The organism is Phytohabitans kaempferiae (assembly GCF_042433955.1).
Lineage (GTDB): Bacteria > Actinomycetota > Actinomycetes > Mycobacteriales > Micromonosporaceae > Phytohabitans > Phytohabitans kaempferiae.
In genome coordinates, this window is the sequence record NZ_JBHLUH010000023.1 from 94,314 (window position 1) to 115,614 (window position 21,301).

Sequence of the window (21,301 nt, forward strand, 5' to 3'; positions counted from 1 at the left end):
GTGCACGTGACCATGAACCTCATTGAACATATGGAACAGACGCTCGGGCCAATTGGGGGCGGTTGGTCCGAAACGCTCGACGGTCGACCTGTTGCCGCCAACGTGGTCCGGTTTCTCGGTACCCCCTTCGCGGATCTTGTAACCTTCACCACGTTGGGGCTTAGTAAGGTCGTGTTGAAACTGTCGAACGGTCGCAGCGTGCGCATGGAGCTTCTTCTGTCCTGCCGCGAACGCGATTCCTCAATGCCTATACCCGGAGTGTTGGTGACCGTGGCTGGTGACCTGATCTCCTCGAGGGTCGGTCCAGATCGAGGCACAGTGCTTGGGCCAGCCGGGCCGCTTTTGCCAGATTCTCATTTAACGGCGTTGTACTGCTCAGTTCCGGTGTTTCATAGGAAAGAGTTTCGAACGTATAGCGGCACTGATCCGGCGACGGTCTTCGTTCAGCTTATACCTATCTCGGACGACGAAGTGTCGATGGTAGATAAGAGTGGATGGAGTGTGTTCGAGGATCATTTAGAACGAGCGGATGTGGACGTTTTTGATCTTAGTAGGCCGAGTTCTTTGGTGTGACCTGGAAGCGGCGGGTACGGCGGCTCTCGTGGTGTGCGGCATATTGCTGGTCACGACTCTCGCCTCGGTCGATGTACTGCTGTCTGCCTTGCCGGGCAACGATGGGCATTCGGGTGGCCAGTTTGAGGGGACGTGGTCGGTGCGATCGCAGGCGAAGCTCCTGGCGTCGGTGTGGTCGGTTCCAATGTGGCCTCTGTGCGCCTGAGAGTCGAAATCCAGCCGCAAGGAGCACTTGACTGGACGCGCTAACAGATTCGCTCACAGTGGAGATCAACTGGGGCTGGACAAGGTGTCAATGCCGGCCACGCAGACCCATGCGTTGGTGATAGTCTTCGCAGGTACCTGTACCTGAGGAAACGAGCCGACATGGTGCGGCAGAGTCGTTGTGAGCCTGGGGGTCAAGGGGTCGTCGGTTCAAATCCGGCCGTCCCGACAGGAAATAGGCCCTGACCAGCGGAAACGTTGGTCAGGGCCTTGATTCTTGTCTATGAAGTTTTAAACCGCCCCCGAAAACCCCCCAAAAACCGGTGGCGGCAACCAAGTTTTTCATCCACGTGCATCGTTGCGCTGTGCGCTTGGGTCGCCGATCGAATGACGGTCAGGCTGTCTGCCCCCGCCGGACCAGCCCGCCGTGACCGCCGCTTCTCTCAGGCGGGCCGCCTGGCGATGCAGACCCAGTTGCTGCCCACCTCAAGGCCCGCGCGGGACGCGGCGCGCGTCAGGACGGTCGGACAGCGGCTGTGGTAGGGGCCGCCCGAGGCCAGCCATCCCGGGGCCGGTTCCTGCAAACCACTGCAACGTGGATCGGATCGCATCGCCCTGCTTCTGCCGCAGGTAGCGGCCGCCGGTGCTGACGACGACAAGCTCATTCCTTACCCGACGTGGGGTGGGCCTCCCACGCGGACCTCGCGGAGTTCAGCTCGTATGCACCGGTGTTGCGGCAAGGGCGTCCTCGTGGACGGCTGGATCGCTGGGCACCCGTCGCCGGGTCCCCTCACCCTGTCCCTCCCGGGCCGATCGCGGATCGGACACGTGACCCTAGTTTCGTTCGATGGCTGATATGTGTCCGGCTGGTCAATTCTGGTGGTAGGTCGTCAGTGCGTTACTGGTCGGCGTGGGCCGCCGTCGGGTGCGCGGGCGGCGGGGAGTTGTCGTGACCGGGAACCTCGAGCGGCTGACCAATGGCCTCGTCTCGACGTGGGCCGGCTTCCTGCGGGACTGGGATCGGACGCTGAGAGCGGGCAACTATCCCGGGACGACCCGATACAACTACCTGCTGGCGGTCGCGCAACTCGCTCGCTATCTCGACGATCACCGCTCGGGTCTCGACGCCGAGGCCGCCGCCATGGATCCGGTGGCCGTGCGGCGGGCGCAGCTGGAGAGCTTCCAGGCGTGGATGGTGCAGACCCGCTCACCGTCTACGGCGATGAACAAGTACAAGGCATTGCAGCAGTTCCTCCGCTGGCTGGTCCAGGACGAGGAGGTGATCGACCGGTCGCCCATGGAGCGGGTCCGGCAGCCGAAGACGCCGCCGGGGCTCGGCTGTCGGAGGTCGCCAACCTGGCCGTTGCCGACGTCGACCTGAATCGGGACGTGGTGCACTACCACGGCAAGGGCGCCAAGGACCGGCAGGTCAGGTTCGGACCGAAGACCGGCCGAGCGCTCAGCCGCTACCTGCGCGCCCGCGCGCAGCACCGGTACGCCATCTCGGAGCACCTATGGCTCGCCGTGCGCGGCGGCAACCCACTGGCCGTCAACGGAATCAAGCTCATGCTCCGTCGCCGCGGCGCTGCGGCCGGTGTGCCACATCTGCACGCTCACCGCTGGCGTCACACATTCGCGCACGAATGGAAACTTGCCGGCGGCGACACCGGCGACCTGATGCTCCTGCTCGGCTGGACCTCCGACGACATGCCTCGCCGCTACGGCGCTAGCGCCGCAGCCGAACGTGCCCAGCAGGTCCATGCCCGGCTGAAAGTAGGCGAACGTGTCTGATCGCGATCGGGACCGGGGGAGTGGGCTGACCGCCGCGCAGCGGAGCCGCCGCGCCAGGATCGCCGCGCACGCGTCCTGGGCCAGGACCGCTGACCGCACCGCGCGGACGTCCTCCGGGACCAAGGCGTTCCTTGACCGGTTCGAGCGTCAGGTCGACCCCGAGGGGGCGCTGCCTGAGGAAACCCGCGCCGCGATGGCCAAGCACGCGCGGACCGCGTACATGCTGCAGCTGGCCGAACGTTCCGCAGCCGCGCGGCGACGGAAAGCTCAATCATCGAGCCCTTGATTGCGCGTCAAGGAGACCCGGTCCTCGGTCCTTCGGTTCTCGAAGGAGAGCGGATCCGTAGCGCCACCACACCCGGGTAACCGAAACATCACCTATGACTGCCTTGTTCGAGTTGTCAATACCCGAACGTGGGTCGAGCAGTGTCCCGACAGCTATCGCTGATCGTCAAGGACGAGAGGCGCGCCGGGCGGCGTCTCCGCGGGCAAAGGTGCGCGGAGCACCGCGTCGACGAGTTCGCGAAGCTCGAGTGAGATGGTGGGACGTTCGTGTAGATGCCCCATTCGCACGACGTCGTGGACGATCGCCCGGGCCGCGTGGACGAGTATGACTGCCTGGGGGTCGGTGAGTTCAGGCCGCTCGGCCGCCAGGGTCCGGCACCAGTTGGCCACGTGAGCGTCCAGCGACGTCTTGATGTGCCGTGCCGCGTCGGGCGGGAGGTTGATTGCCTCCAAGACGTAGACACCGAAGACGAGTCTTTCCCGTACGCCTAGGTCTATGTATTGGCTGACGAGGTCGTCGAGCGTCGCTCCTTCGCTGGGCAGCTGCTCGGTCGCGCGCGTGAACGCGTGGACCAGCAGGTCGCTCTTGGTGGGGAAATGGTGATAGATGCTCGGACCGGCCATGCCCACGGCGGCGCCGATGTCGTCGAGGCTCACCGCCGCGTATCCATGGTCGTGGAAGAGCTCGATCGCGGTGTCGAGTAGGGCCGTGCGCCGGCTCGCCTCGCCCGCTGGTGTCCGTGTGGCCGTGGCTGCGGCGAGTTGGCCGGTGTCGACGTGGGGCAAGGTAGCGGCGGACACCGCCGCGGCGAGGTGTCCGAGGAGCCACGCCCGTTCAGCGGTGTGACCCGGGATCGAGTACACCGATGGACTGGACAACACGGCCAGGATCGCGGTGATGAGGACGGCCACCTGGCCGGTGTCGCACTCCGGGCGGACCTCGCCGATGCGTCGACGGACGTTCGCGACGAAGGCGTTGAGTCGCGCTTCGAGTGGTTTGCGCTGGCGTTCGTCGAGATGACGCATCTCGCGTTGGAGCAGTATCCAGAGATCGCGGCGCTGTTCGGCGGCGGCGGCGAGGTCGGCCAGGGCGTCGGTCAGCGAGGCGTGCGCTCGCGCGGTCCATGCCGATTCCACGATGTCGAGGCCGCGTTCAATGGATGCGGCCAGTAGAGCCTGCTTGTTTTCGAAGTGGCGGTAGATCGCCGGGGCGGTGAGTCCGGCCGAGGAGGCGATGCCGGCGAGGGACACCTGGTGAAAGCCCCTGCGGTGGAAATGCGTGGCGGCGAGGTCTGCCAGCTGGCGCCGGCGCTCGGCGGAGCTCAGCGCCCTTCTGGGTCGCGACACGACTCGTCTCCTCTCGATGCCCGACTCAGCCTACACCGGGTTGCCTAGTGAATATTCACAAGGTAGGCTCGCCGGAGCCATCCGACCGAGGAGACGACATGCCCGATCCGGTGCCAACCGCCGAGGCGCTCATCTTCGACGCCATCCGCACGCCCCGCGGGCGCGGCAAGAGCAACGGCGCCCTGCACACCATCAAGCCCGTTTCGCTGGTCGTCGGCCTGATCGACGAGCTGCGCGCCCGGCACCCGGGCCTCGACCCGGCCGCCATCGACGACCTGGTCCTGGGCATCGTCTCCCCGGTGGGCGACCAGGGCTCGGTGCTGCCCCGCGCCGCCGCCATGGCAGCCGGCCTGCCGGACACGGTGGGTGGTCTCCAGCTCAACCGCTTCTGCGGCTCGGGCCTGGAGGCGGTCAACGTCGCCGCGCAGAAGGTCCGCTCAGGGTGGGACGAGCTGGTGATCGCGGGCGGTGTGGAGTCGATGTCGCGCCTGCCGCTCGGATCCGACGGCGGCGCGTGGATGAACGACCCGGAGACCAACCTCGCCACCCACTTCGTCCCGCAGGGCGTCAGCGCGGACCTCATCGCCACCGTCGAGGGCTTCGACCGCGAGACCGTCGACGAGTACGCGGTGCGCTCCCAGCGGCGGGCGGCGGCGGCCTGGACCGGTGGGTACTTCGCGAAGTCGGTCGTGCCGGTCAAGGACCGCAACGGCATCACGGTGCTCGACCACGACGAGCACATGCGTCCACACACGACGGTGGGGTCGCTCGCCGCGCTGCTACCGTCCTTCGCGGCCATGGGGGAGCGGGGCGGGTTCGACGCGGTCGCGCTCCAGCGCTACCACTGGGTCGAGCGGATCGACCACGTCCACCACGCCGGCAATTCCTCGGGCATCGTCGACGGTGCCGCCCTCGTCTTGGTCGGCAGCGAGGCCGCCGGTCGCCGGCTGGGGCTGACGCCGCGCGGACGCGTCGTGGCGACCGCGACGTCGGGCGCCGACTCCACGATCATGCTGACCGGGCCCGTCCCGGCGACGCGCAAGCTCCTCGACCGGGTCGGCCTCACCGTCGACGACGTCGACCTGTTCGAGATCAACGAAGCGTTCGCTGCGGTGCCGCTGAAGTACGCCAAGGATCTCGGCATCCCGGACGAGAAGCTGAACGTCAACGGCGGCGCCATCGCGATGGGCCACCCACTGGGTGCCACCGGGGCCATGCTCGTCGGCACGACGCTCGACGAGCTCGAACGGCGCCAGCTGCGCCGCGCGGTCGTCACCCTGTGCATCGGCGGTGGCATGGGGGTCGCCACCCTCGTCGAGCGTCTCTGACCGGTCGACAGCGGTCGACGCGGGGAAGGAAGCCCACACATGACAGACATCTTCAGCTGGAGCCAGGACGCCGACGGCATCGTGACCGTCACGATGGACGACCCGGCACAGTCGGCCAACACCATGACGGATCGCTTCGTCGAGCAGCTCCCGCAACTGCTCGACCGCCTCGAAGCCGTGCGCGACGGCATCGCCGGGGTCATCGTGACGTCGGCGAAGGAGACGTTCTTCGCCGGCGGCGACCTCGGCCTCATGATGCGGACCACAGAGGACGACCGCCCCGCTGTACGCGCGATGCTCGACGGCGTCAAGGCCGCGCTGCGCCGCCTGGAGCTGCTCGGCCGGCCCGTGGTGGCGGCCATCAACGGCGCCGCGCTGGGCGGCGGCTACGAGATCGCGCTCGCCTGCCACCACCGGGTCGCCCTCGACTCCCGGGCGGTCAAGGTGGGGCTGCCCGAGGTGACCCTCGGCCTCCTGCCAGGCGGCGGAGGCACCACGCGGGCGGTCCGGATGTTCGGGCTACAGGTCGCGCTGGAGAGGATCCTCCTCAGTGGACGGCAGTTTGGCGCGGCCGAGGCGCTGGAGCAGGGACTCGTGGACGAGCTGGCCACCGGCCGGGAGGCGATGCTCGCCGCCGCCCGGCGCTGGATCGCCGCCAACCCGGACGCGCGGCAGCCGTGGGACCGTCCCGGCTACCGGCTCCCGGGCGGGACGCCGTCCTCCCCGGCGCTGTGGGCGACGCTGCCGACCCTGCCGGCGCTGCTGCGCAAGAAGGCACAGGGCGCGCCCAACGAGGCGGCGCAGAGCCTGCTGTCCGCCGCAGTCGAAGGCGCTCAGGTCGACTTCGACAACGCCCAGGTCATCGAGTCGCGGTACTGCGCCGACCTCATCTGTGGCCAGGTCTCCGCGAACATCATCCAGGCGATGTTCTTCGACCTGCAGGCGATCAAGCGGGGGGCGAGCCGGCCCGCCGGGTACCCGCCGCACGCCGCCGGCAAGGTCGTCGTGCTCGGCGCCGGGATGATGGGCGCCGGCATCGCCTACGTCAGCGCCAAGGCGGGTCTGGACGTCGTCCTCAAGGATGTGAGCGTCGAGGCGGCGGCACGAGGCAAGAGCTACAGCGAGCGCCTGCTGGACAAGGCCGTCGCGGCGGGGCGGACGACGCCCGAGCAGCGTACGGCCGTCCTGGCCCGGATCACGCCGACCGCCGACATCGCGGACGCGCGGGGCGCCGACCTCGTCATCGAGGCGGTGTTCGAGGATCCCGAGCTCAAGAAGCGGGTCATCGCCGAGGTGCTGCCCCACCTCGCGGGCGACGCGGTCGTGGCGTCGAACACCTCGACCCTGCCGATCACCGACCTGGCCGGCTCGGTGCGCGACCCCGGTGGCTTCATCGGGCTGCACTTCTTCTCGCCGGTCGACCGGATGCAACTGCTCGAAATCGTGGTCGGGGAGAAGACCAGCGACCAGACGCTGGCCAAGGCGGTCGACATCGCCTGGCAGATCGGCAAGACGCCGATCGTCGTCAACGACAGCCGCGGCTTCTTCACCAGCCGGGTCATCCTCGAGTTCGTCAACGAGGCGATCGCCCTCGTCGGCGACGGCGTGCCCGCCGCCTCGGTGGAGCAGGCCGCCACGCAGGCCGGCTACCCGGTGGGCGCGCTGGCGCTTGTGGACGAGCTGACCCTCACCCTGGCCAGGACGATACGGGAGCAGACGCGGGCCGGCTACCGGGCGTCGGGTGTCGAGACGCCGGTCCACCCGGGGTGGGCGGTGCTCGACCGGATGGTGGACGAGTTCGGCCGGCGGGGGCGCTCCAGCGGGGCCGGCTTCTACGAGTACCAGGACGGGCGCAAAGCGGGTCTGTGGCCCGGCCTGCGCGACGCGTTCGGCGGCCGCAACACCGACATCCCGCTCGTCGACATGCGGGAGCGGATGCTGTTCGCCGAGGCGCTGGACGCCGTCCGCTGCCTCGACTCCGGCGTGCTCCGGTCGGTCGCGGACGCCAACGTCGGCTCGATCCTCGGCATCGGCTTCCCGGTGTGGACCGGCGGCGTCCTGCAGTACGTGAACCAGTACGACGGCGGGCCGGCCGGGTTCGTCGCCCGGGCCCGCGAGCTGACGGCGGCGTACGGCGAGCGGTTCACCCCGCCGCCGTCGCTGGTCGCCCGCGCCGAGGCGGGAGAGCTGTACCGATGACCGCGGCGACGGAACGGCGCTCGCTAGCCGGCCGCACGATCCTGATGTCGGGGGGCAGCCGCGGCATCGGCCTGGCGATCGCGCTCCGCGCGGCCCGGGACGGCGCCAACGTGGCCCTGCTGGCCAAGACCGACAAGCCCGACCCGCGACTGCCCGGCACCGTGCACACCGCCGTCGAGGAGATGGAGGCCGCCGGCGGGCGGGGCCTGGGCATCGTCGGCGACGTGCGGCGGGAGGAGGACGTGGCGCGCGCCGTCGAGCAGACCGTGGCCGCGTTCGGCGGGATCGACATCCTCGTCAACAACGCCTCGGCGATCACGCTGGCACCGACCGGCCAGCTGTCGGCCAAGCGCTACGACCTGATGCAGGAGGTCAACGCCCGGGGCACCTTCCTGATGACGAGCGCGGCGCTGCCGCACCTGCACCGGTCGCCGAACCCGCACGTGCTGACGCTCTCGCCACCGATCAACCTCGACCCGTACTGGCTTGGCGCGCACGCGCCCTACACGGTGAGCAAGTACGCGATGACCCTGCTGACCCTCGGGCTCGCCGCCCAGCGTCACCCCGGGCCGCTGGCCGCGAACTGCCTGTGGCCGCGAACCACCATCGCGACCGCCGCCATCCAGAACATCGTCGGTGGCCCGGCCGCGATGGCCGTGTCCCGCAAGCCGGAGATCATGGCCGACGCCGCGCACGTGATCCTGTCCCGGTCGGCCCGGGAGGTCACCGGCCGGTGCTTCATCGACGACGAGGTGCTCGCGTCCGCCGGCGTGGCGGACCTGACGCCGTACCGGTACGGCGACGCGCCCGAGTCCCGGCTGCGGATCGACCTGTTCCTGCCCGGAGGCGAAGGTGACTGACACGACCCCGCGGACGCTCTACGACGAGGACCACGAGCAGTTCCGGTCGACGGTCCGGTCGTTCATCCAGGCCGAGGTGGCACCCCACGACGAGGAGTGGGAGCGGCGCGGGATCGTCGACCGGGACCTATTCCTGCGGGCCGGTGACGCCGGCCTGCTCATGCACGCCACGCCGGAAGCCTTTGGTGGGGCCGGGATCGACGACTGGCGGTTCAGCGCGCTCGTCAACGAGGAGTTCGGCCGGTCCGGGTACGCCTCGGCCGGGCTGTCCATCGCGCTGCAGAACGACGTGGTCGGCCCGTACCTGCTCGAGCTGACCGACGGCGAGCAGAAGCGGCGCTGGCTGCCTGGCCTCACCGCGGGCTCGCTCGTCGGGGCGATCGCCATGACCGAGCCGGATGCCGGCAGCGACCTGTCCGGCATCGCGACGAAGGCCGTCCGGGATGGCGACCACTACGTCCTCAACGGGTCGAAGACGTTCATCTCCAACGGTCAGAACGCCGACGTCGTCGTGGTCGCGGCCCGCACCTCGCCCGACCGGCACCGCGGCCTGACCCTGCTTGTCGTGGAACGCGGCATGGCGGGGTTCGAACGCGGCCGCAACCTGGACAAGCTCGGCATGCACGGCCAGGACACCAGCGAGCTGCACTTCACCGACGTACGCGTGCCGGTGGAGAACCGCCTCGGCGAGGAGGGCGAGGGGTTCTTCCACCTCATGCGCAACCTCCCCCAGGAGCGGCTGTCGCTGGCGGTCACCGCGGTCTCCGCCGCCGAGGGGACGCTGGCCCGCACGATGGAGTACGTCACGCAGCGGCAGGCGTTCGGGCGGGCGATCGGCACGTTCCAGCACAACAAGTTCCTCCTCGCCGAGCTGCACTCCGAGGTCGACATCGCCCGGGTCTTCGTCGACCACTGCGTCGCGCTGCACAGCCGCAAGGAGCTGACGGCGGTGCGGGCCGCCAAGGCCAAGTACTGGTGCTCGGAGCTACAGGTGCGGGTGGCCGACCGGTGCCTGCAACTGCACGGCGGCTACGGCTACATGCGCGAGTACGCGGTCTGCCGCGGGTTCGCCGACGCCCGCATCCAGACCATCTACGGCGGCACCACGGAGATCATGAAAGAGATCATCGGTCGGGATCTGGGGCTGTGAGCGAGCGAGTTGGCGCGGCGGCGTCTGCACGGAGCTGGCCCGCCGACGGCGTTTCGGGGCGGCGGAGGAAGACGTCGCCTTTGGCGCCGCACGAGCGAGCGAACCAGGAGGCGCTGTGAGCACCGTCCGGCTCGACGTGACCGGGAGTGTGGCGACCATCGAGCTGTCCCGGGCGGACCGGGGCAACGCGGTCGACCTAGAGCTCGCGCGGTCGCTGCACGAGGTCGTCACCCGCGTCGCGACGCTGCCCGGTGTGGCGGTCGCCGTGCTCACCGGCGCGGGGGAGCGGTTCTGCGTCGGGGGTGACCTGCGCGCGATGGCGGCGGCCCCGGAGCCGCGCGCCTACCTCGGCCAGCTCGCGGACGCCGCCCACCGGGCCGTGCTCGGTCTGCGGGCGCTGCCGGTGCCGGTGATCGCGGCAGTACAGGGCGCGTGCGCCGGAGCGGGTCTCGGGTTCGCCCTCGCGTGCGACGTCGTGCTGGCCGAGCGCACGGCCCGCTTCGTGACGGCGTACACCGGCGCGGGGCTCTCGCCGGACACCGGCCTCTCGTGGGTCCTGCCGAGGCTCGTCGGGCCCCGCCGGGCGGCCGAGCTGGTCCTGACCAACCGAACGCTGGCGGCGGACGAGGCGCTCGCCTGGGGGCTGGTCAACGATGTGGTCGAGCCCGGCGACCTGCGCCGCGCCGCCGCGGATCTGGCGCGGCGGCTCGCGGCGGGACCGGACACCGCGCTGGCCCACTCGGTCCGGCTGCTGCGCGGCGCGTTCGACCACACGCTCGAAGCGCAGCTGGACCGCGAGGCCGAGGCCATCGTGGACGCGGCGGGCAGCCCGTCCGGCGTCGAGGGCATCACGGCGTTCGCGGCCAAGCGGCCAGCCGACTTCGCGCGGCACCGCCGCCCGCGCCCGCCGGAGCCGGCCGATCCCGGCCGGACCGAGCTGCCCGAACCGGTACGCCGCTGGCACGAGATGATGCGCGACCGCGACCTGAGCCCGGTCACGGCGATCCTCGCGGAGTCGGTCGAGTTCCGGTCGCCGGCCGTGCACGCGCCGCAGCGGGGGCGGGAGGCGACCACCCGCTACCTCGCCGCCGCGCTCGCCGTCCTCGGTGGCGCGATCGGCTACCGGCGGATGTGGCTGGCCGCCGACTCCGCGGTGCTGGAGTTCGCCGCGGTGCTGGAGGGCATCGAGATCCAGGGCGTGGACATCCTGCGGTGGGGCACCGACGGGCGGATCGAGGAGATCACCGTGCTGGTCCGCCCGCACAAGGCGCTGCGCCACCTCATCGACGCCATGGCCGCGAAGCTCGCCAGCTGAGAACGCCGCGAACCCTTGCGCCGCACGGCTCCATAATGTTTAGTCTGGTTAAGGACTAGGAGCGGGTGTGAGCGTTGAGCCGATCGTCGAGCTGATGCACGAGTACGCCCATCGGCTGGACACCGCCGACTTCGAGGGCTTCGCCGAGCTGTTCCGCCACGGGCGATGGCAGGGCCTGCACGGCTACGACGAGACCCTCGGGTGGCTGCGCGCGCACGTGCGGCTCTACGACGGCTCACCGCGGACCGTTCACGTGGTGAACAATGTGTCGGTCACCCTCGACCCGCCCGCGCGGGCCACCGGCCGCAGCTACATCCAGGTGCTGCACCAGGCCAGCCGCGACCACGCGATCACCACGATCTGCGTCAACCGGTACCACGACGTCTTCGCGCGGGACCGCGGCGGCTGGCGCTTCGCCGACCGCCGGATCGAGCAGGTCCTGCGCGGCGACATGAGCGTGCACCTGCGCCTCCCAACCGGGCCGGCCACTATCGGCAAAGGACGACAGTCATGACGCTGCCCACCGTCTCCGACCTCGCGGAGCGGGTCCGCCAACTGTTCGCCGGCGATCCGCGGGCGCTCGCCGACCCGTACCCGGTGTGGAACCGGCTCCGCGACGAGCTGCCCGTCACCCGGATCGGCGACGCGGTCGTGCTGAGCCGGCACAGCGACGTCAAGACCCTGCTCGGCGACAACCACCACCTGTACAGCCGGGCCCGCACCAAGCACTCGGCGCGCTACGAGCATGCCCGGGAGGCGTTCTCGCCGCCCGGGCGCGCCGCCTTCGACCGGGTACTGGAGCACGAGTTCAAACAGCTCGTCCGGCTCGACCCGCCGGACCATCCGCGGGTCCGGCGGGTGGTCACGCCGCCGTTCTCCGCACGCGCGCTGAAGAGCGAGATGGCGGAGAAGATCCGCCGCCGGGTCGCGCAGGCGATGGACGGCATCGCCGGCCGGCGGGGCGCCGTCGACTTCAAGCAGGTGGCGTACACGCTGCCCCTGGAGGTGCTGGGCGACCTGCTCGGCATCCCGCTGCACGACCTCGACCGCATCCACTCGTGGGCGTTCCGGATCGCCGAGAACAAGCTGAACGCCGACTCGGAGGAGAAGTCGCTGGCCGCGGACGACGCCTACCGCAACCTGATGGGGTACATCGACGAGCTCGTCGAGCGGCAGGCCGGCACCGGAAGCACCACCGGGCTCGTCGCCTCGTTGCTGGAGGCGCAGGCGGGCGGTGTGGTGGACGGCGAAGAGGTGCGGGCCATGCTCGCGCTGATGATCTTCGCCGGGCACGAGACCACCAGCAACCTGCTGGCGATCGGGATGATGAGCCTGCTGGAGCACCGCGACCAGTGGGACCTGCTCGTCGCGGACCCGTCGCGGGCGCCGGCCGCCGTCGAGGAGCTGCTGCGGTTCGTCACACCGGCCCATTTCCTGCAGTACGTCGCGGCGCAGCGGCGCGAGCTCGACGGCGTGGTCATCGAGGCGGGCGACACCGTGATCGGCGTGCTCGCCGCCGCCAACCGCGACCCCGAGGTGTTCGCCGATCCGGACCGGCTCGACGTGACGAGAGCCGACGCGCGCTTTCACGTATCGCTCGGGCTGGGCCCGCACTTCTGCCTCGGCGCCGGGCTGGCCCGGATGGAGGCCGTCGCGCTCTTCGCGGCGATGGCCGAGCGCTTTCCCGAGGCGAGGCTCACCGACGAGGAGATCGTCTGGGGCGGCCGGTCGCTGCGTACGCCGATCCGCCTGCCCATCCTGGCAAACCGATAGAGAAGGGCGACATGACGATGAGGATGATCGTGACCGGCGCGGCCGGCGGCATCGGGCGGGCCGTGGCGACGCTGGCCGCCGAGCGCTACGCGGGCTGCTCACTGGCGTTGGTGGACCGGGAAAAGGGTGTGCTCGACGAGGTCGCCGAGCACGTCAGCGCGTTGGGTGCGCGGGTCGTCGCCATCGCGGCCGACCTCGCCACAGTGGACGGTCCGGTCGACGCGGTGCGCGCGGCCGAGCAGGCGTTCGGAGGCATCGACGCGCTGGTGAGCAACGCGGGCATCGGTGGCCTCGCGGCGCTGAAGGACATCGCGGCCGAAGACTGGGACCGCGTGTTCGCGGTGAACGCGCGCGCCACGTTGCTGCTCGGCCAGGCGGCGTACGGATCGCTGGCCGAGGCGGGCGGGAGCATCGTCGCCACCACGTCCGTCTCGGCCCGCTTCCCGACGCCGCCGATGGGCGCCTACAGCCCGGCCAAGGCCGCACTGCTCATGCTCGTCAAGCAGCTCGCCCTCGAATGGGGGCCGGCCGGGATCAGGGTCAACTGCGTCGCCCCCGGCCCGACGGACACGCCGCTGACGTTCACCGCGTTCGGCGACACGGAAAACCCGAAGGCGGTCACCAACCGGGCGTTCCGCGAGTCGCAGATCCCGCTGCGCAAGATCGGCCGGCCGGAGGACATCGCGCAGGCGGTGCTCTTCCTCGCCGGTCCGGACGCGTCCCACGTGACCGGCACGGAGATCACCGTCGACGGTGGACTGTCGCTGGCGCTGATGCCGGCCACCGGCACGGGAAAGACGCCGCGGCACACCGCCGCCTGACGCCGTGACGTGCCGCCGCCCGTTCGGGTGGCGGCACGCGCGGTGCCGCCCTCAGGCGTCCTCGTCGATCGTGATGACGGCGGCCGGGCAGGCCATCATCGCGTTGCGGGCGGCCTCCGCCGCCTCGGGCGCCGGGCTCTCCTGCAGCAGCACGACCACACCGTCGTCGTCCTGGTCGAACACCTGCGGCGCTTCCAGTACGCAGGCACCGCTGGAGATGCAGGAGTCCCGCTCGGTCCTAACCCTCATGACTGCTCCTCGTTCCTGACGTCGGGCTGCTGGCCGCACCGGCGAAGGCCGGGGACCGCGCCTCCCTGGTTCGCTCGCTCGTGCGGCGCTGGAGGCGACGTCTTCCTGCGCTGGCCCGAAACCCCGACTTCGTCGGCGGGCCAGCTCCGTGCAGACGTCGCCGCGCCAACTCGCTCGCTCACCAGGCGCCGGTGGGCGGTGAACGCCTTGGCGGAGTTCCAGGCCACCACGCCGGCGACCCGGCCGTGGTGCTCGGCCAGGGCCACGAAGCGGTCGCCGGTGACGTCCCCTTCGACCGGGCGGAGCGTGGCGCCCGCCGGCACGAAGCCCGCCACCTGGACGCGTACGTCGAAGTGGTCGGTCCAGAAGTAGGGGGTCGGTGTGAAGGCGGCGCCGGCGCCGAGGATGTTGCGGGCCACCGCCTGCGCCTGCTCGGTGGCGTGCTGCCGGTGCTCGATCCGCATCGGCCGGCCGAAGCCGTCGTGGTGCCAGCGGGCGACGTCACCGGCGGCCCATACGCCGGGTGCGGCCTGGCACCGCGCGTCGCAGCGCACGCCGTCACCGGTGTCGAGCCCGCTGCCGGCGAGCCACTCGACCGATGGCCGGCAGCCGATCGCGACGAGCACGGCCGATCCGTCCAGGCGCGTGCCGTCGGTGAGGTCCAGACCGTCCTGGGTGACCCGCCGGACTCCGATGCCGGGGCGCACCTCCACGCCGTGCTCGGCGTGCAGGCCCAGCAGCCGGCCGGCGACCGCGGGACCGAGGCGGCCGGCAAGGGGTCGCGGGTCGGGGTCGACCACGGTCACCGGCACCCCGAGCCGGCGGGCGCTCGCCGCGACCTCCAGCCCGACGAAGCCGGCGCCGACCACGAGCAGCCGCCCGCCGCGCAGGAGGTCTTCGCGGAGCCGGAGCGCGTCGGTCATGGTGCGCAGTACGTGCGTGCCGGGCGGCCGGTCACCGGCGAGCCGGCGCGGGGCGACCCCGGTGGCGATCACCAGCTCGTCGTACCCGATGTCTCCCGCGACGTCCGTGCGGACCACCCGCCGCCGGCGGTCGAGCGAGACCGCCCGTACCCCGGTGAGATGGCGGAAGCCGATGCGGGCCAGCCGCTCGGCCGGGAAGAGCGCGGCCCGCGCGGGCGCCCAGCTGCCGTCCAGGACCTGCTTCGACAGCGGTGGCCGGTCGTACGGGCCGCCGGCCTCCGCTTCGAGTACGGTCAGGGCGCCATCGAACCCGAAGCGGCGCAGGGCCTCGGCGGTGCTCAGCCCGGCGGCGGAGCCCCCGACGACGAGGATGTGCCGCGGGTCAGCCATCCGTGGCCTCGAACCAGTCCCACCGCCACGGCGCGATGGCGCGCATCGGCGACGCGAACAGGACCTGCTCCTGGCTCGACGACTCGTCCCACCCCGGGGCCGCGTGGCGCAGGGCCGGCATCGCCTCGACCGGGTCGCCGTCCAAGTGGACAAGGCGGACGAGCACACCGGAGTCGTCGGCGCCGGACGCGGTCCCGAACCCGGCGCCGGCGGAGTGGAAGCTGTACGACGAGACGCCCGCCACCCCGGGCAGGTCGAGCAGGGCCGGGACGAGCTCGCGCGCGTAGCGGGCCATCCACGACACCGCCGGCGGGCTGCCCGGCGCGGCCAGCCGCGACACGGTGAGGTGCACGCCGCGGTGCGGGCGCAGGGGCACGACGTCGGCCGCGACGAGCGCGGCCGCGGCGGTGTGGGCCAGCACGGGGGTGAGGTAGCCGACCGGGCGCCGGTGCGTGTAGGCGAGTTCGGGGCGCCGCCCCCACCAGACGGCGCGCTGGTTGAGCTCCGCCCACTCCCGCACGGCGTGCTCCACCGGGTCGCGGAACCAGTACATGACCGCGTACTGGTAACCGGCCGCCGCCTCCTCGCCCACGACGAACGGGGCGCAGTCGGGCGCGCACACCCACCGATCACCCCAGAGCACGCCCGGGAGCGCCAGGTTCTCCGGCAGGTGGTCCAGCTGGTGCCACGCGTTGTACTCGCGGTGCCGGGCGGGATCGTCCAGCCTGGTCAGGGTGAGGAAGCACCGGCAGGCGATCATCGGGTGACGCCCGCGGCGCGCAGGGCGGTCAGCTCGGCCTCGTCGGCCGCCAGCCACTCGGCGAGTACCTGGTCCGTGTGCTCGCCGAGCGTCGCGGCCGGCGCCGGGCGGGGCGGCTGCCAGCCGCGGATCCGGGCCACCGGGCGGGGGACGGGGTAGGTGCCGACGCCGGGGTGGTCGACCGCCTCGAACAGGCCGCTGGCGGCCACCGGTGAGTCGGTGCCGAGATCCAGCTCCTCGGTCCGGCGGTAGTCGCCCCACAGCACGTGGGCCCGCTCGAGCCGGTCGACGACCTCGGACCGGACCCGCGCGGAGAACCAGGGGTTCAGGATCGCCGTGATCAGGTCGCGATGGGCGTACCGGTGCTGCTCGCGGGAGAAGTCGGCGCCGAGCCGCTCCTCCAGCGCGGAGATGACCGCGGACGCCTCGGCGACCTCGACGAGCCGGGCCCAGTGCCGGTCGGTGAGCGCGATGACCATGACCCGGTGTCCGTCCTTGGTGGCGAAGTCGCTGCCGTAGGCGCCGTACAGGTAGTTGCCCTCGCGGGCGCGGGTGCTTCCGTTGACGGCGGTGTCGGCCAGAAAGCCGAGGTGGGCGAGGGTGGTGACCGCGACGTCGGACAGGTTGACCTGGATCAGCGCGCCCTCGCCCGTGACGCGGCGCTTGCCGTCGGCGGCGACGACCGCCAGTGCCGCGTGCAGGCCGGTGAGCAGGTCCCACGCCGGCAGGACGTGGTTGACCGGGCGGGTGGAGTCCACCGGACCGGTGAGCCACGGCAGGCCCACCTCCGCGTTGATGGTGTAGTCGACGGCGGGGCGGCCGTCGGGGCGGCCGGCAATGTGCACCATGACCAGGTCGGGCCGGACGCGGCGGAGCGCGTCGTAGTCGAGCCAGGGCTGGTTGACGGCGTTCGTGACGAGGATGCCGTAGCCCTCACCGGGTCGCGCCAGCAGCCGCCGGACGACCGCCCGCCCGGCCTCGCCGCCGAGGTCGAGGCTCACCGAGCGTTTGTGCCGGTTGAGGCCCGCCCAGTAGAGGCTGCTGCCGTCGGGCGCGAGCGGAAGGCGGCGCGTGTCGGTCGCCCCGCCCAGCGGGTCGACCCGGACGACGTCGGCGCCGAGCTGGGCCAGCACCATTGTGCCCGACGGTCCGGCGACGAACGTGGACAGGTCGAGGACGTGCAATCCGGACAGCGGGTCGGAAGGCACCGCGGCTCACTCGAACGGGGAGACGAAGGGCACGCCGGCGGCGGCCGCGGCGTCGGCGATCCAGCCGCCGATCTCGGCCGCGATCTCGTGCGAGACAAGCTCGATCCACATCCCGGGGGCTTCCGGGTTGTAGTGGAACGAGGCCCTGGTGATCCGGCCGTCCTCAGGCACCCCGGACAGCTCGCGCCGGTAGCCCTGGGACTCCAGCGCCGCGGCGGCGGCCGGGAGGTCGTCGGTGAAGTAGCCGAGGTGGTGGATGTAGCGGCCGCCAGTGAGGGAGAGATAGGGCGCGGCGTCGATCTGTTCGAGCAGCTCCACGAAGTGCGGTCCCTGAAGGGAGTACGTGAACCGGACGTGGCGGTCCCGCACGCCGTCGGGGCACAGCAGCGGCGTCGTCGCCTCTCTCGACGGTGCCCAGAGCAGGCCGAGCGCGGTGCCCATCCGCACCATGGCTTTGTCCAGATCGTCGACGATCATGCCGGTGTGGTAGAGCCGCAGCAGTGGTCCGGTGCCCATCTCTCCTCCTCGCTCAAGCGTGATATTACACATCGCTAAGCATTCGCCCAACCCCGTTGACGTGCCTAGACCTCGGATGTACTAATGGTTAGTGAGGTTAAGCTTTGCGCCCGGGGAGGAGCAGCCATGCTGGCGGTACAGAGCCTGCTGGCCGAGGAGACGGAGCGCGACCCGCACGCGTACTACGCCTACCTTCGCGAGCACGACCCGGTCCACTACGACGAGCGCGCCGGGGCCTACCTGCTGACCCGCCACGAGGACGTCGGGGCCGCCTACCGCAACCCGGTCTTCTCCACGGCGAACTACAGGTGGCAGCTCGAACCGGTCATGGGGCGCACGATCCTGCAGATGGCCGGGCGCGAGCACGCGAGCGTGCGGGGCATGATGAGCCCTTCCTTCCGCGGCCGCGGGCTGGAGCCCTGGCTGCCGCTGATCGAAGGCACGGTGCGGAGCCTGCTCGACCAGTCGGTTCGCACCACAGTGGACGGACTCGTCGGCCGGATGTTCGCGGGCGCGGAGGTCGACCTCGTGCCGCGGTTCAGCAACCTGCTGCCGGTGTACGTGATCGCCGAGGTGCTCGGGCTGCCCCGGTCCGACCACGAGCTCTTCTACGGCTGGTACCAGGCGCAGAGCGCGTTCCTCTCCAACCTCTCCCGCGACCCCGCGGTCGAACGCCGCGGCGAGCGGGCGCTGGCGGAGCTGCGGGAGTACCTCGCCCCCTTCGTCGCGCGCCGCCGCACCGAGCCCGCCGACGACTTCATCTCCAAGCTGGCGCGGGCGGAGATCGACGGCCGGCGGCTGAGCGACGAGGAGGTGATGACGCACGCGACCCACCTGCTGAACGCCGGCTCGGAGACCACCGACCGCACCGTGACCAACCTGCTGAGCCACCTGCTCGCCGAGCCGGCGCGCTACGCGGCCGTACGCGACGACCGCTCGCTCGTGCTGCCGGCCATCAGCGAGACCCTTCGTTTCACGCCACCCTCGCAGATGAACGGCCGGGTGACGACCGAGGACGTGGAGATCCGGGGAGTGCGGATTCCGGCCGGCTCGTTCGTGCTGCTCGTCATCGCGTCGGCCAACCGGGACGAGCGCAGGTTCGCCAACGCGTCGCGGTTCGACATGTACCGCGACGACGTCCGGCACGAGCAGGCTTTCAACGGGGTGGGGGAGCACTTCGCGTTCGGGTTCGGCCGCCACTTCTGCCTCGGCGCGATGGTGGCGCGCGGCGAGCTGGAGATCTCGCTCAACGCCTTCCTCGACGCGTTTCCGGACATGCGGCTGGCGCCCGGCTTCGCCGTCGAGGAGCGCGGACTCAAGATGCGTTCACCGCGGGCGCTCCGCGTCGTCCTCTAGCCGCCCAATACTGAGCCTAGTTAAACGTGTGCCGGGCGCTCCGCGCGGCGCGAGAGAGGAACCTGTCGATGGCAACGCTGGAGTACGACAAGCGCCGCGCGTTGGTGACGCCGGACCGTCTGCGCCACCTCTTCGGGGCCCGGCGGCTGGCCGTCGTGGGCGCTTCCGGTACGTCCAGCTGGGCGCGCAACCTCGTGCGCAGCCTCAACGCCGCCGGTGGGCTCAAGGAGCTCGTCTTCGTGCACCCGAAGTACCCGGAGCTGTTCGGGCAGGCGACCGCGCCCAACCTGCGCGACCTCGAAGATCCGGTCGACCTCGCGTTTCTGATGGTGGGGCCGAGCCGGGTCGACGAGATCCTGGAGGACGCGGCGGCCGCCGGGATCAGGAACGCCGTCGTCCTCGCCGCCGGCTACGGCGAGACCGGCCAGGACGGGCGCGCGCGGCAGCTCGCGCTGGCCGAGCACGCCCGGCGGCTGGACGTCACTGTGATGGGACCCAACACCGTCGGCTTCATCAACGCGACGGCCGGCATCGCCCCCTGGGCGGTCGTCACCGAGCGCCCGCCGCTGAAGGGCGCGGTCAGCGCCGTGTTCGAGAGCGGGTCGATGGCCCGCGCCGCGCACGAGTTCGCCCAGGGCCACGGCGTCGGCGCGAGCCTCTGGGCCTCGGTCGGCAACTCCGCCGTCCTCACCAGCCTGGATGTCCTCGAATACCTCCTGGAGGACGAGTCGACGAGGGCCATCGCGCTGTTCCTGGAGTCGGTGGGCGAGCCCGACCGGCTGCTCGCGCTCGGCCGGCGGGCGCTGGAGCGCGACAAGCCGATCGTGGCCTTCAAAGCCGGCCGCACCGAGGCCGGCCAGCGCTCGGCGATGGCGCACACCGGCGCGGTGGCCACCGACGACGCCGTCGTCGACGCCGTCTTCCGGCAGGCGGGCATCGTCCGGGCCGAGAGCCTGGAGGAGCTGGTCAGCACCGCCGGCCTGTTCGGCCACTATCCCGAGCGGCCCAAGGGACGCCGGATGGGCGTGGTCACGTCCTCCGGCGGCGGCTGCAACATCATCGCCGACCTGGCCGCGGTCAACGGGCTCGACCTGCCCGAGTGGACGGGGGACACCGTCGAAGCACTCGCCGAGCACCTGCCGCCGTTCGCCTCGATCCTCAACCCGCTGGACACCACGGGATTCGGTCACGCCCGGGCCAGACCCCGCCCGACCAAGGCCGAAGACGACCTGATGGAGATCGCCGTGAAGGACGGCGGGATCGACTTCATGTTCACGATGATGACGCCGCTGCCGAGCAGCCGGCCGGAGGACCCGACGTTCATCGAGAGCCGGCTGGAGATCCTCGGCCAGATCGTGCGTGACGCTCCCGTGCCGGTGTACCTCGCCTCGAACACCTGCCTGGACCTCGCGGACTACCCGCGCGGCCTGCTCACCGCGGCCGGCCTCCACCTGATGCCCGGCGCGGACCTGGCGCTGAAGTCCATGGGGCACCTGATGCGCTGGGTGGACCTGCGCGCGAGCGTGCTCGCCGACGACCCGCCCGCCCGGGTGACCGCGGACCGCGGCTCCGGCCCGGCGCCGACCGGCACATGGGCCGAGGACGAGGGGCGTGACCTGCTCGCCGCGCACGGCGTACCGATGGTGCCGGCGGCCCTCGTGACGGACCGGCGGGACGCCGCCCGGTTGGTCACCGAATGGGGCGGGCCGGTCGCCATGAAGATCTGCTCGCGGGAGATCGCCCACAAGTCGGACATCGGCGGCGTCGTCCTCGGCGTCGACAGCCCGCCCGCGGCCGAAGCGGCGTTCGACCGCGTCGTCGCCGCGGCGGCCACACACGCGCCGCGGGCGGCCGTCCGGGGCGTGCTCGTCTCCCCGATGCGCGCCGGGGGGCTGGAGATGCTGGTCGGCGTGACCCGCGATCCGACGTTCGGCCCGGTGCTCGCCGTGGGGCTCGGCGGGGTCTGGGTCGAGGTGTTCAAGGACGTGAGCCTGCGGGTGCTGCCGGTGAGCCCGCGCACCGTACGGGAGATGCTGCTGGAGCTGAAGGCGGCGCCGCTGCTGCGCGGTGTGCGCGGCATGGCGCCGGTGGACCTCGACGCGCTCACCGAGGCGATCATGGCGGTGAGCCGGGCGGCGCTCGCGCTCGGCGACCGGCTGGAGACGCTGGAGGTCAACCCGCTGCGCGTCGACGGCGCCGCGGTGGAGGGGCTCGACGCGCTCGTCGTGACGGGGGCCCGGTCATGAGCGGGAG

19 protein-coding genes are annotated in these 21,301 nt (G+C 71.3%); 13 read left to right on the top strand and 6 right to left on the bottom strand.

Features of this window, described 5'->3' with window-relative positions:
- Positions 1–12 precede the first annotated feature (12 nt).
- The 3 genes from ACFFIA_RS15510 to ACFFIA_RS15520 all read left to right on the top strand — a co-directional run bounded on the left by ACFFIA_RS15510 (position 13) and on the right by ACFFIA_RS15520 (position 2,568).
- Positions 13–573, top strand: a complete 561-nt coding sequence (locus tag ACFFIA_RS15510; RefSeq protein ID WP_377251563.1) for a suppressor of fused domain protein — start codon at positions 13–15, stop codon at positions 571–573.
- Between the two features lie 1,153 nt (positions 574–1,726).
- Positions 1,727–2,158: a phage integrase N-terminal SAM-like domain-containing protein gene (locus ACFFIA_RS15515; RefSeq protein ID WP_377251445.1), complete on the top strand. Its 432-nt coding sequence runs from the start codon at positions 1,727–1,729 to the stop codon at positions 2,156–2,158.
- The gene (locus tag ACFFIA_RS15520) at positions 2,155–2,568 is read left to right on the top strand and encodes a tyrosine-type recombinase/integrase (protein ID WP_377251565.1); all 414 of its coding nucleotides are present in this window, start codon (positions 2,155–2,157) and stop codon (positions 2,566–2,568) included. The genes ACFFIA_RS15515 and ACFFIA_RS15520 overlap by 4 nt, the downstream gene beginning before the upstream one ends.
- Before the next feature lie 438 nt (positions 2,569–3,006).
- Here the strand turns inward: ACFFIA_RS15520 and ACFFIA_RS15525 are convergent, their stop codons facing one another.
- A complete protein-coding gene (locus tag ACFFIA_RS15525) occupies positions 3,007–4,200 on the bottom strand; it encodes a TetR/AcrR family transcriptional regulator (RefSeq protein ID WP_377251447.1) in 1,194 nt (397 codons plus the stop codon).
- A gap of 98 nt (positions 4,201–4,298) precedes the next feature.
- Between ACFFIA_RS15525 and ACFFIA_RS15530 the strand changes: the two genes are divergently transcribed.
- The 8 genes from ACFFIA_RS15530 to ACFFIA_RS15565 all read left to right on the top strand — a co-directional run bounded on the left by ACFFIA_RS15530 (position 4,299) and on the right by ACFFIA_RS15565 (position 13,646).
- Positions 4,299–5,528, top strand: coding sequence for an acetyl-CoA C-acetyltransferase (locus ACFFIA_RS15530; protein WP_377251449.1), 1,230 nt, complete (start codon positions 4,299–4,301; stop codon positions 5,526–5,528).
- Positions 5,529–5,567: 39 nt separating this feature from the next.
- Positions 5,568–7,727 (top strand): 3-hydroxyacyl-CoA dehydrogenase NAD-binding domain-containing protein, encoded by a 2,160-nt coding sequence (locus ACFFIA_RS15535; RefSeq protein ID WP_377251451.1) that lies wholly within the window; start codon positions 5,568–5,570, stop codon positions 7,725–7,727.
- Positions 7,724–8,587: an SDR family oxidoreductase gene (locus ACFFIA_RS15540; RefSeq protein WP_377251453.1), complete on the top strand. Its 864-nt coding sequence runs from the start codon at positions 7,724–7,726 to the stop codon at positions 8,585–8,587. Before ACFFIA_RS15535 ends, ACFFIA_RS15540 begins: the two co-directional genes overlap by 4 nt.
- Positions 8,580–9,737: an acyl-CoA dehydrogenase family protein gene (locus ACFFIA_RS15545; protein WP_377251455.1), complete on the top strand. Its 1,158-nt coding sequence runs from the start codon at positions 8,580–8,582 to the stop codon at positions 9,735–9,737. The genes ACFFIA_RS15540 and ACFFIA_RS15545 overlap by 8 nt, the downstream gene beginning before the upstream one ends.
- 115 nt (positions 9,738–9,852) lie before the next feature.
- A complete protein-coding gene (locus tag ACFFIA_RS15550; RefSeq protein WP_377251457.1) occupies positions 9,853–11,052 on the top strand; it encodes an enoyl-CoA hydratase/isomerase family protein in 1,200 nt (399 codons plus the stop codon).
- Positions 11,053–11,119: 67 nt separating this feature from the next.
- Positions 11,120–11,566: a nuclear transport factor 2 family protein gene (locus tag ACFFIA_RS15555; protein WP_377251459.1), complete on the top strand. Its 447-nt coding sequence runs from the start codon at positions 11,120–11,122 to the stop codon at positions 11,564–11,566.
- Positions 11,563–12,825: a cytochrome P450 gene (locus ACFFIA_RS15560; protein WP_377251461.1), complete on the top strand. Its 1,263-nt coding sequence runs from the start codon at positions 11,563–11,565 to the stop codon at positions 12,823–12,825. Before ACFFIA_RS15555 ends, ACFFIA_RS15560 begins: the two co-directional genes overlap by 4 nt.
- Positions 12,826–12,836: 11 nt before the next feature.
- Positions 12,837–13,646, top strand: a complete 810-nt coding sequence (locus tag ACFFIA_RS15565; protein WP_377251463.1) for an SDR family NAD(P)-dependent oxidoreductase — start codon at positions 12,837–12,839, stop codon at positions 13,644–13,646.
- A gap of 51 nt (positions 13,647–13,697) precedes the next feature.
- Here the strand turns inward: ACFFIA_RS15565 and ACFFIA_RS15570 are convergent, their stop codons facing one another.
- From ACFFIA_RS15570 to ACFFIA_RS15590, 5 genes are read right to left on the bottom strand one after another with little or no spacing between them, the layout of a single operon-like run.
- Positions 13,698–13,895 (bottom strand): ferredoxin, encoded by a 198-nt coding sequence (locus ACFFIA_RS15570; RefSeq protein WP_377251465.1) that lies wholly within the window; start codon positions 13,893–13,895, stop codon positions 13,698–13,700.
- Complete coding sequence (locus ACFFIA_RS15575; protein ID WP_377251467.1) at positions 13,892–15,208, bottom strand: NAD(P)/FAD-dependent oxidoreductase; 1,317 nt, start codon at positions 15,206–15,208, stop codon at positions 13,892–13,894. Before ACFFIA_RS15575 ends, ACFFIA_RS15570 begins: the two co-directional genes overlap by 4 nt.
- Positions 15,201–15,968: a hypothetical protein gene (locus ACFFIA_RS15580; RefSeq protein WP_377251469.1), complete on the bottom strand. Its 768-nt coding sequence runs from the start codon at positions 15,966–15,968 to the stop codon at positions 15,201–15,203. Before ACFFIA_RS15580 ends, ACFFIA_RS15575 begins: the two co-directional genes overlap by 8 nt.
- Positions 15,965–17,176 carry a CoA transferase gene (locus ACFFIA_RS15585; RefSeq protein ID WP_377251471.1) on the bottom strand — a complete coding sequence of 404 codons (1,212 nt, stop codon included), beginning with the start codon at positions 17,174–17,176 and terminating at the stop codon, positions 15,965–15,967. Before ACFFIA_RS15585 ends, ACFFIA_RS15580 begins: the two co-directional genes overlap by 4 nt.
- A gap of 6 nt (positions 17,177–17,182) precedes the next feature.
- Complete coding sequence (locus tag ACFFIA_RS15590) at positions 17,183–17,692, bottom strand: VOC family protein (RefSeq protein ID WP_377251473.1); 510 nt, start codon at positions 17,690–17,692, stop codon at positions 17,183–17,185.
- 126 nt (positions 17,693–17,818) lie between these two features.
- Here ACFFIA_RS15590 and ACFFIA_RS15595 point away from each other — a divergent pair, with 126 nt between their 5' ends.
- Together ACFFIA_RS15595 and ACFFIA_RS15600 are read left to right on the top strand one after the other, a co-directional pair.
- Positions 17,819–19,048 (top strand): cytochrome P450, encoded by a 1,230-nt coding sequence (locus ACFFIA_RS15595; RefSeq protein WP_377251475.1) that lies wholly within the window; start codon positions 17,819–17,821, stop codon positions 19,046–19,048.
- Between the two features lie 68 nt (positions 19,049–19,116).
- Positions 19,117–21,294 (top strand): acetate--CoA ligase family protein, encoded by a 2,178-nt coding sequence (locus ACFFIA_RS15600; protein WP_377251477.1) that lies wholly within the window; start codon positions 19,117–19,119, stop codon positions 21,292–21,294.
- The last annotated feature ends 7 nt before the right edge of the window (positions 21,295–21,301 follow it).

Excerpts from the sequence above, each read along its gene's own strand:
- ACFFIA_RS15570 (WP_377251465.1), bottom strand. The coding sequence starts at position 13,895 with ATGAGGGTTAGGACCGAGCGGGACTCCTGCATCTCCAGCGGTGCCTGC.
- ACFFIA_RS15565 (WP_377251463.1), top strand. The coding sequence starts at position 12,837 with ATGACGATGAGGATGATCGTGACCGGCGCGGCCGGCGGCATCGGGCGG.
- ACFFIA_RS15600 (WP_377251477.1), top strand. The coding sequence starts at position 19,117 with ATGGCAACGCTGGAGTACGACAAGCGCCGCGCGTTGGTGACGCCGGAC.
- ACFFIA_RS15590 (WP_377251473.1), bottom strand. The coding sequence starts at position 17,692 with ATGGGCACCGGACCACTGCTGCGGCTCTACCACACCGGCATGATCGTC.
- ACFFIA_RS15560 (WP_377251461.1), top strand. The coding sequence starts at position 11,563 with ATGACGCTGCCCACCGTCTCCGACCTCGCGGAGCGGGTCCGCCAACTG.
- ACFFIA_RS15580 (WP_377251469.1), bottom strand. The coding sequence starts at position 15,968 with ATGATCGCCTGCCGGTGCTTCCTCACCCTGACCAGGCTGGACGATCCC.
- ACFFIA_RS15595 (WP_377251475.1), top strand. The coding sequence starts at position 17,819 with ATGCTGGCGGTACAGAGCCTGCTGGCCGAGGAGACGGAGCGCGACCCG.
- ACFFIA_RS15540 (WP_377251453.1), top strand. The coding sequence starts at position 7,724 with ATGACCGCGGCGACGGAACGGCGCTCGCTAGCCGGCCGCACGATCCTG.
- ACFFIA_RS15510 (WP_377251563.1), top strand. The coding sequence starts at position 13 with ATGAACCTCATTGAACATATGGAACAGACGCTCGGGCCAATTGGGGGC.
- ACFFIA_RS15530 (WP_377251449.1), top strand. The coding sequence starts at position 4,299 with ATGCCCGATCCGGTGCCAACCGCCGAGGCGCTCATCTTCGACGCCATC.
- ACFFIA_RS15575 (WP_377251467.1), bottom strand. The coding sequence starts at position 15,208 with ATGGCTGACCCGCGGCACATCCTCGTCGTCGGGGGCTCCGCCGCCGGG.
- ACFFIA_RS15535 (WP_377251451.1), top strand. The coding sequence starts at position 5,568 with ATGACAGACATCTTCAGCTGGAGCCAGGACGCCGACGGCATCGTGACC.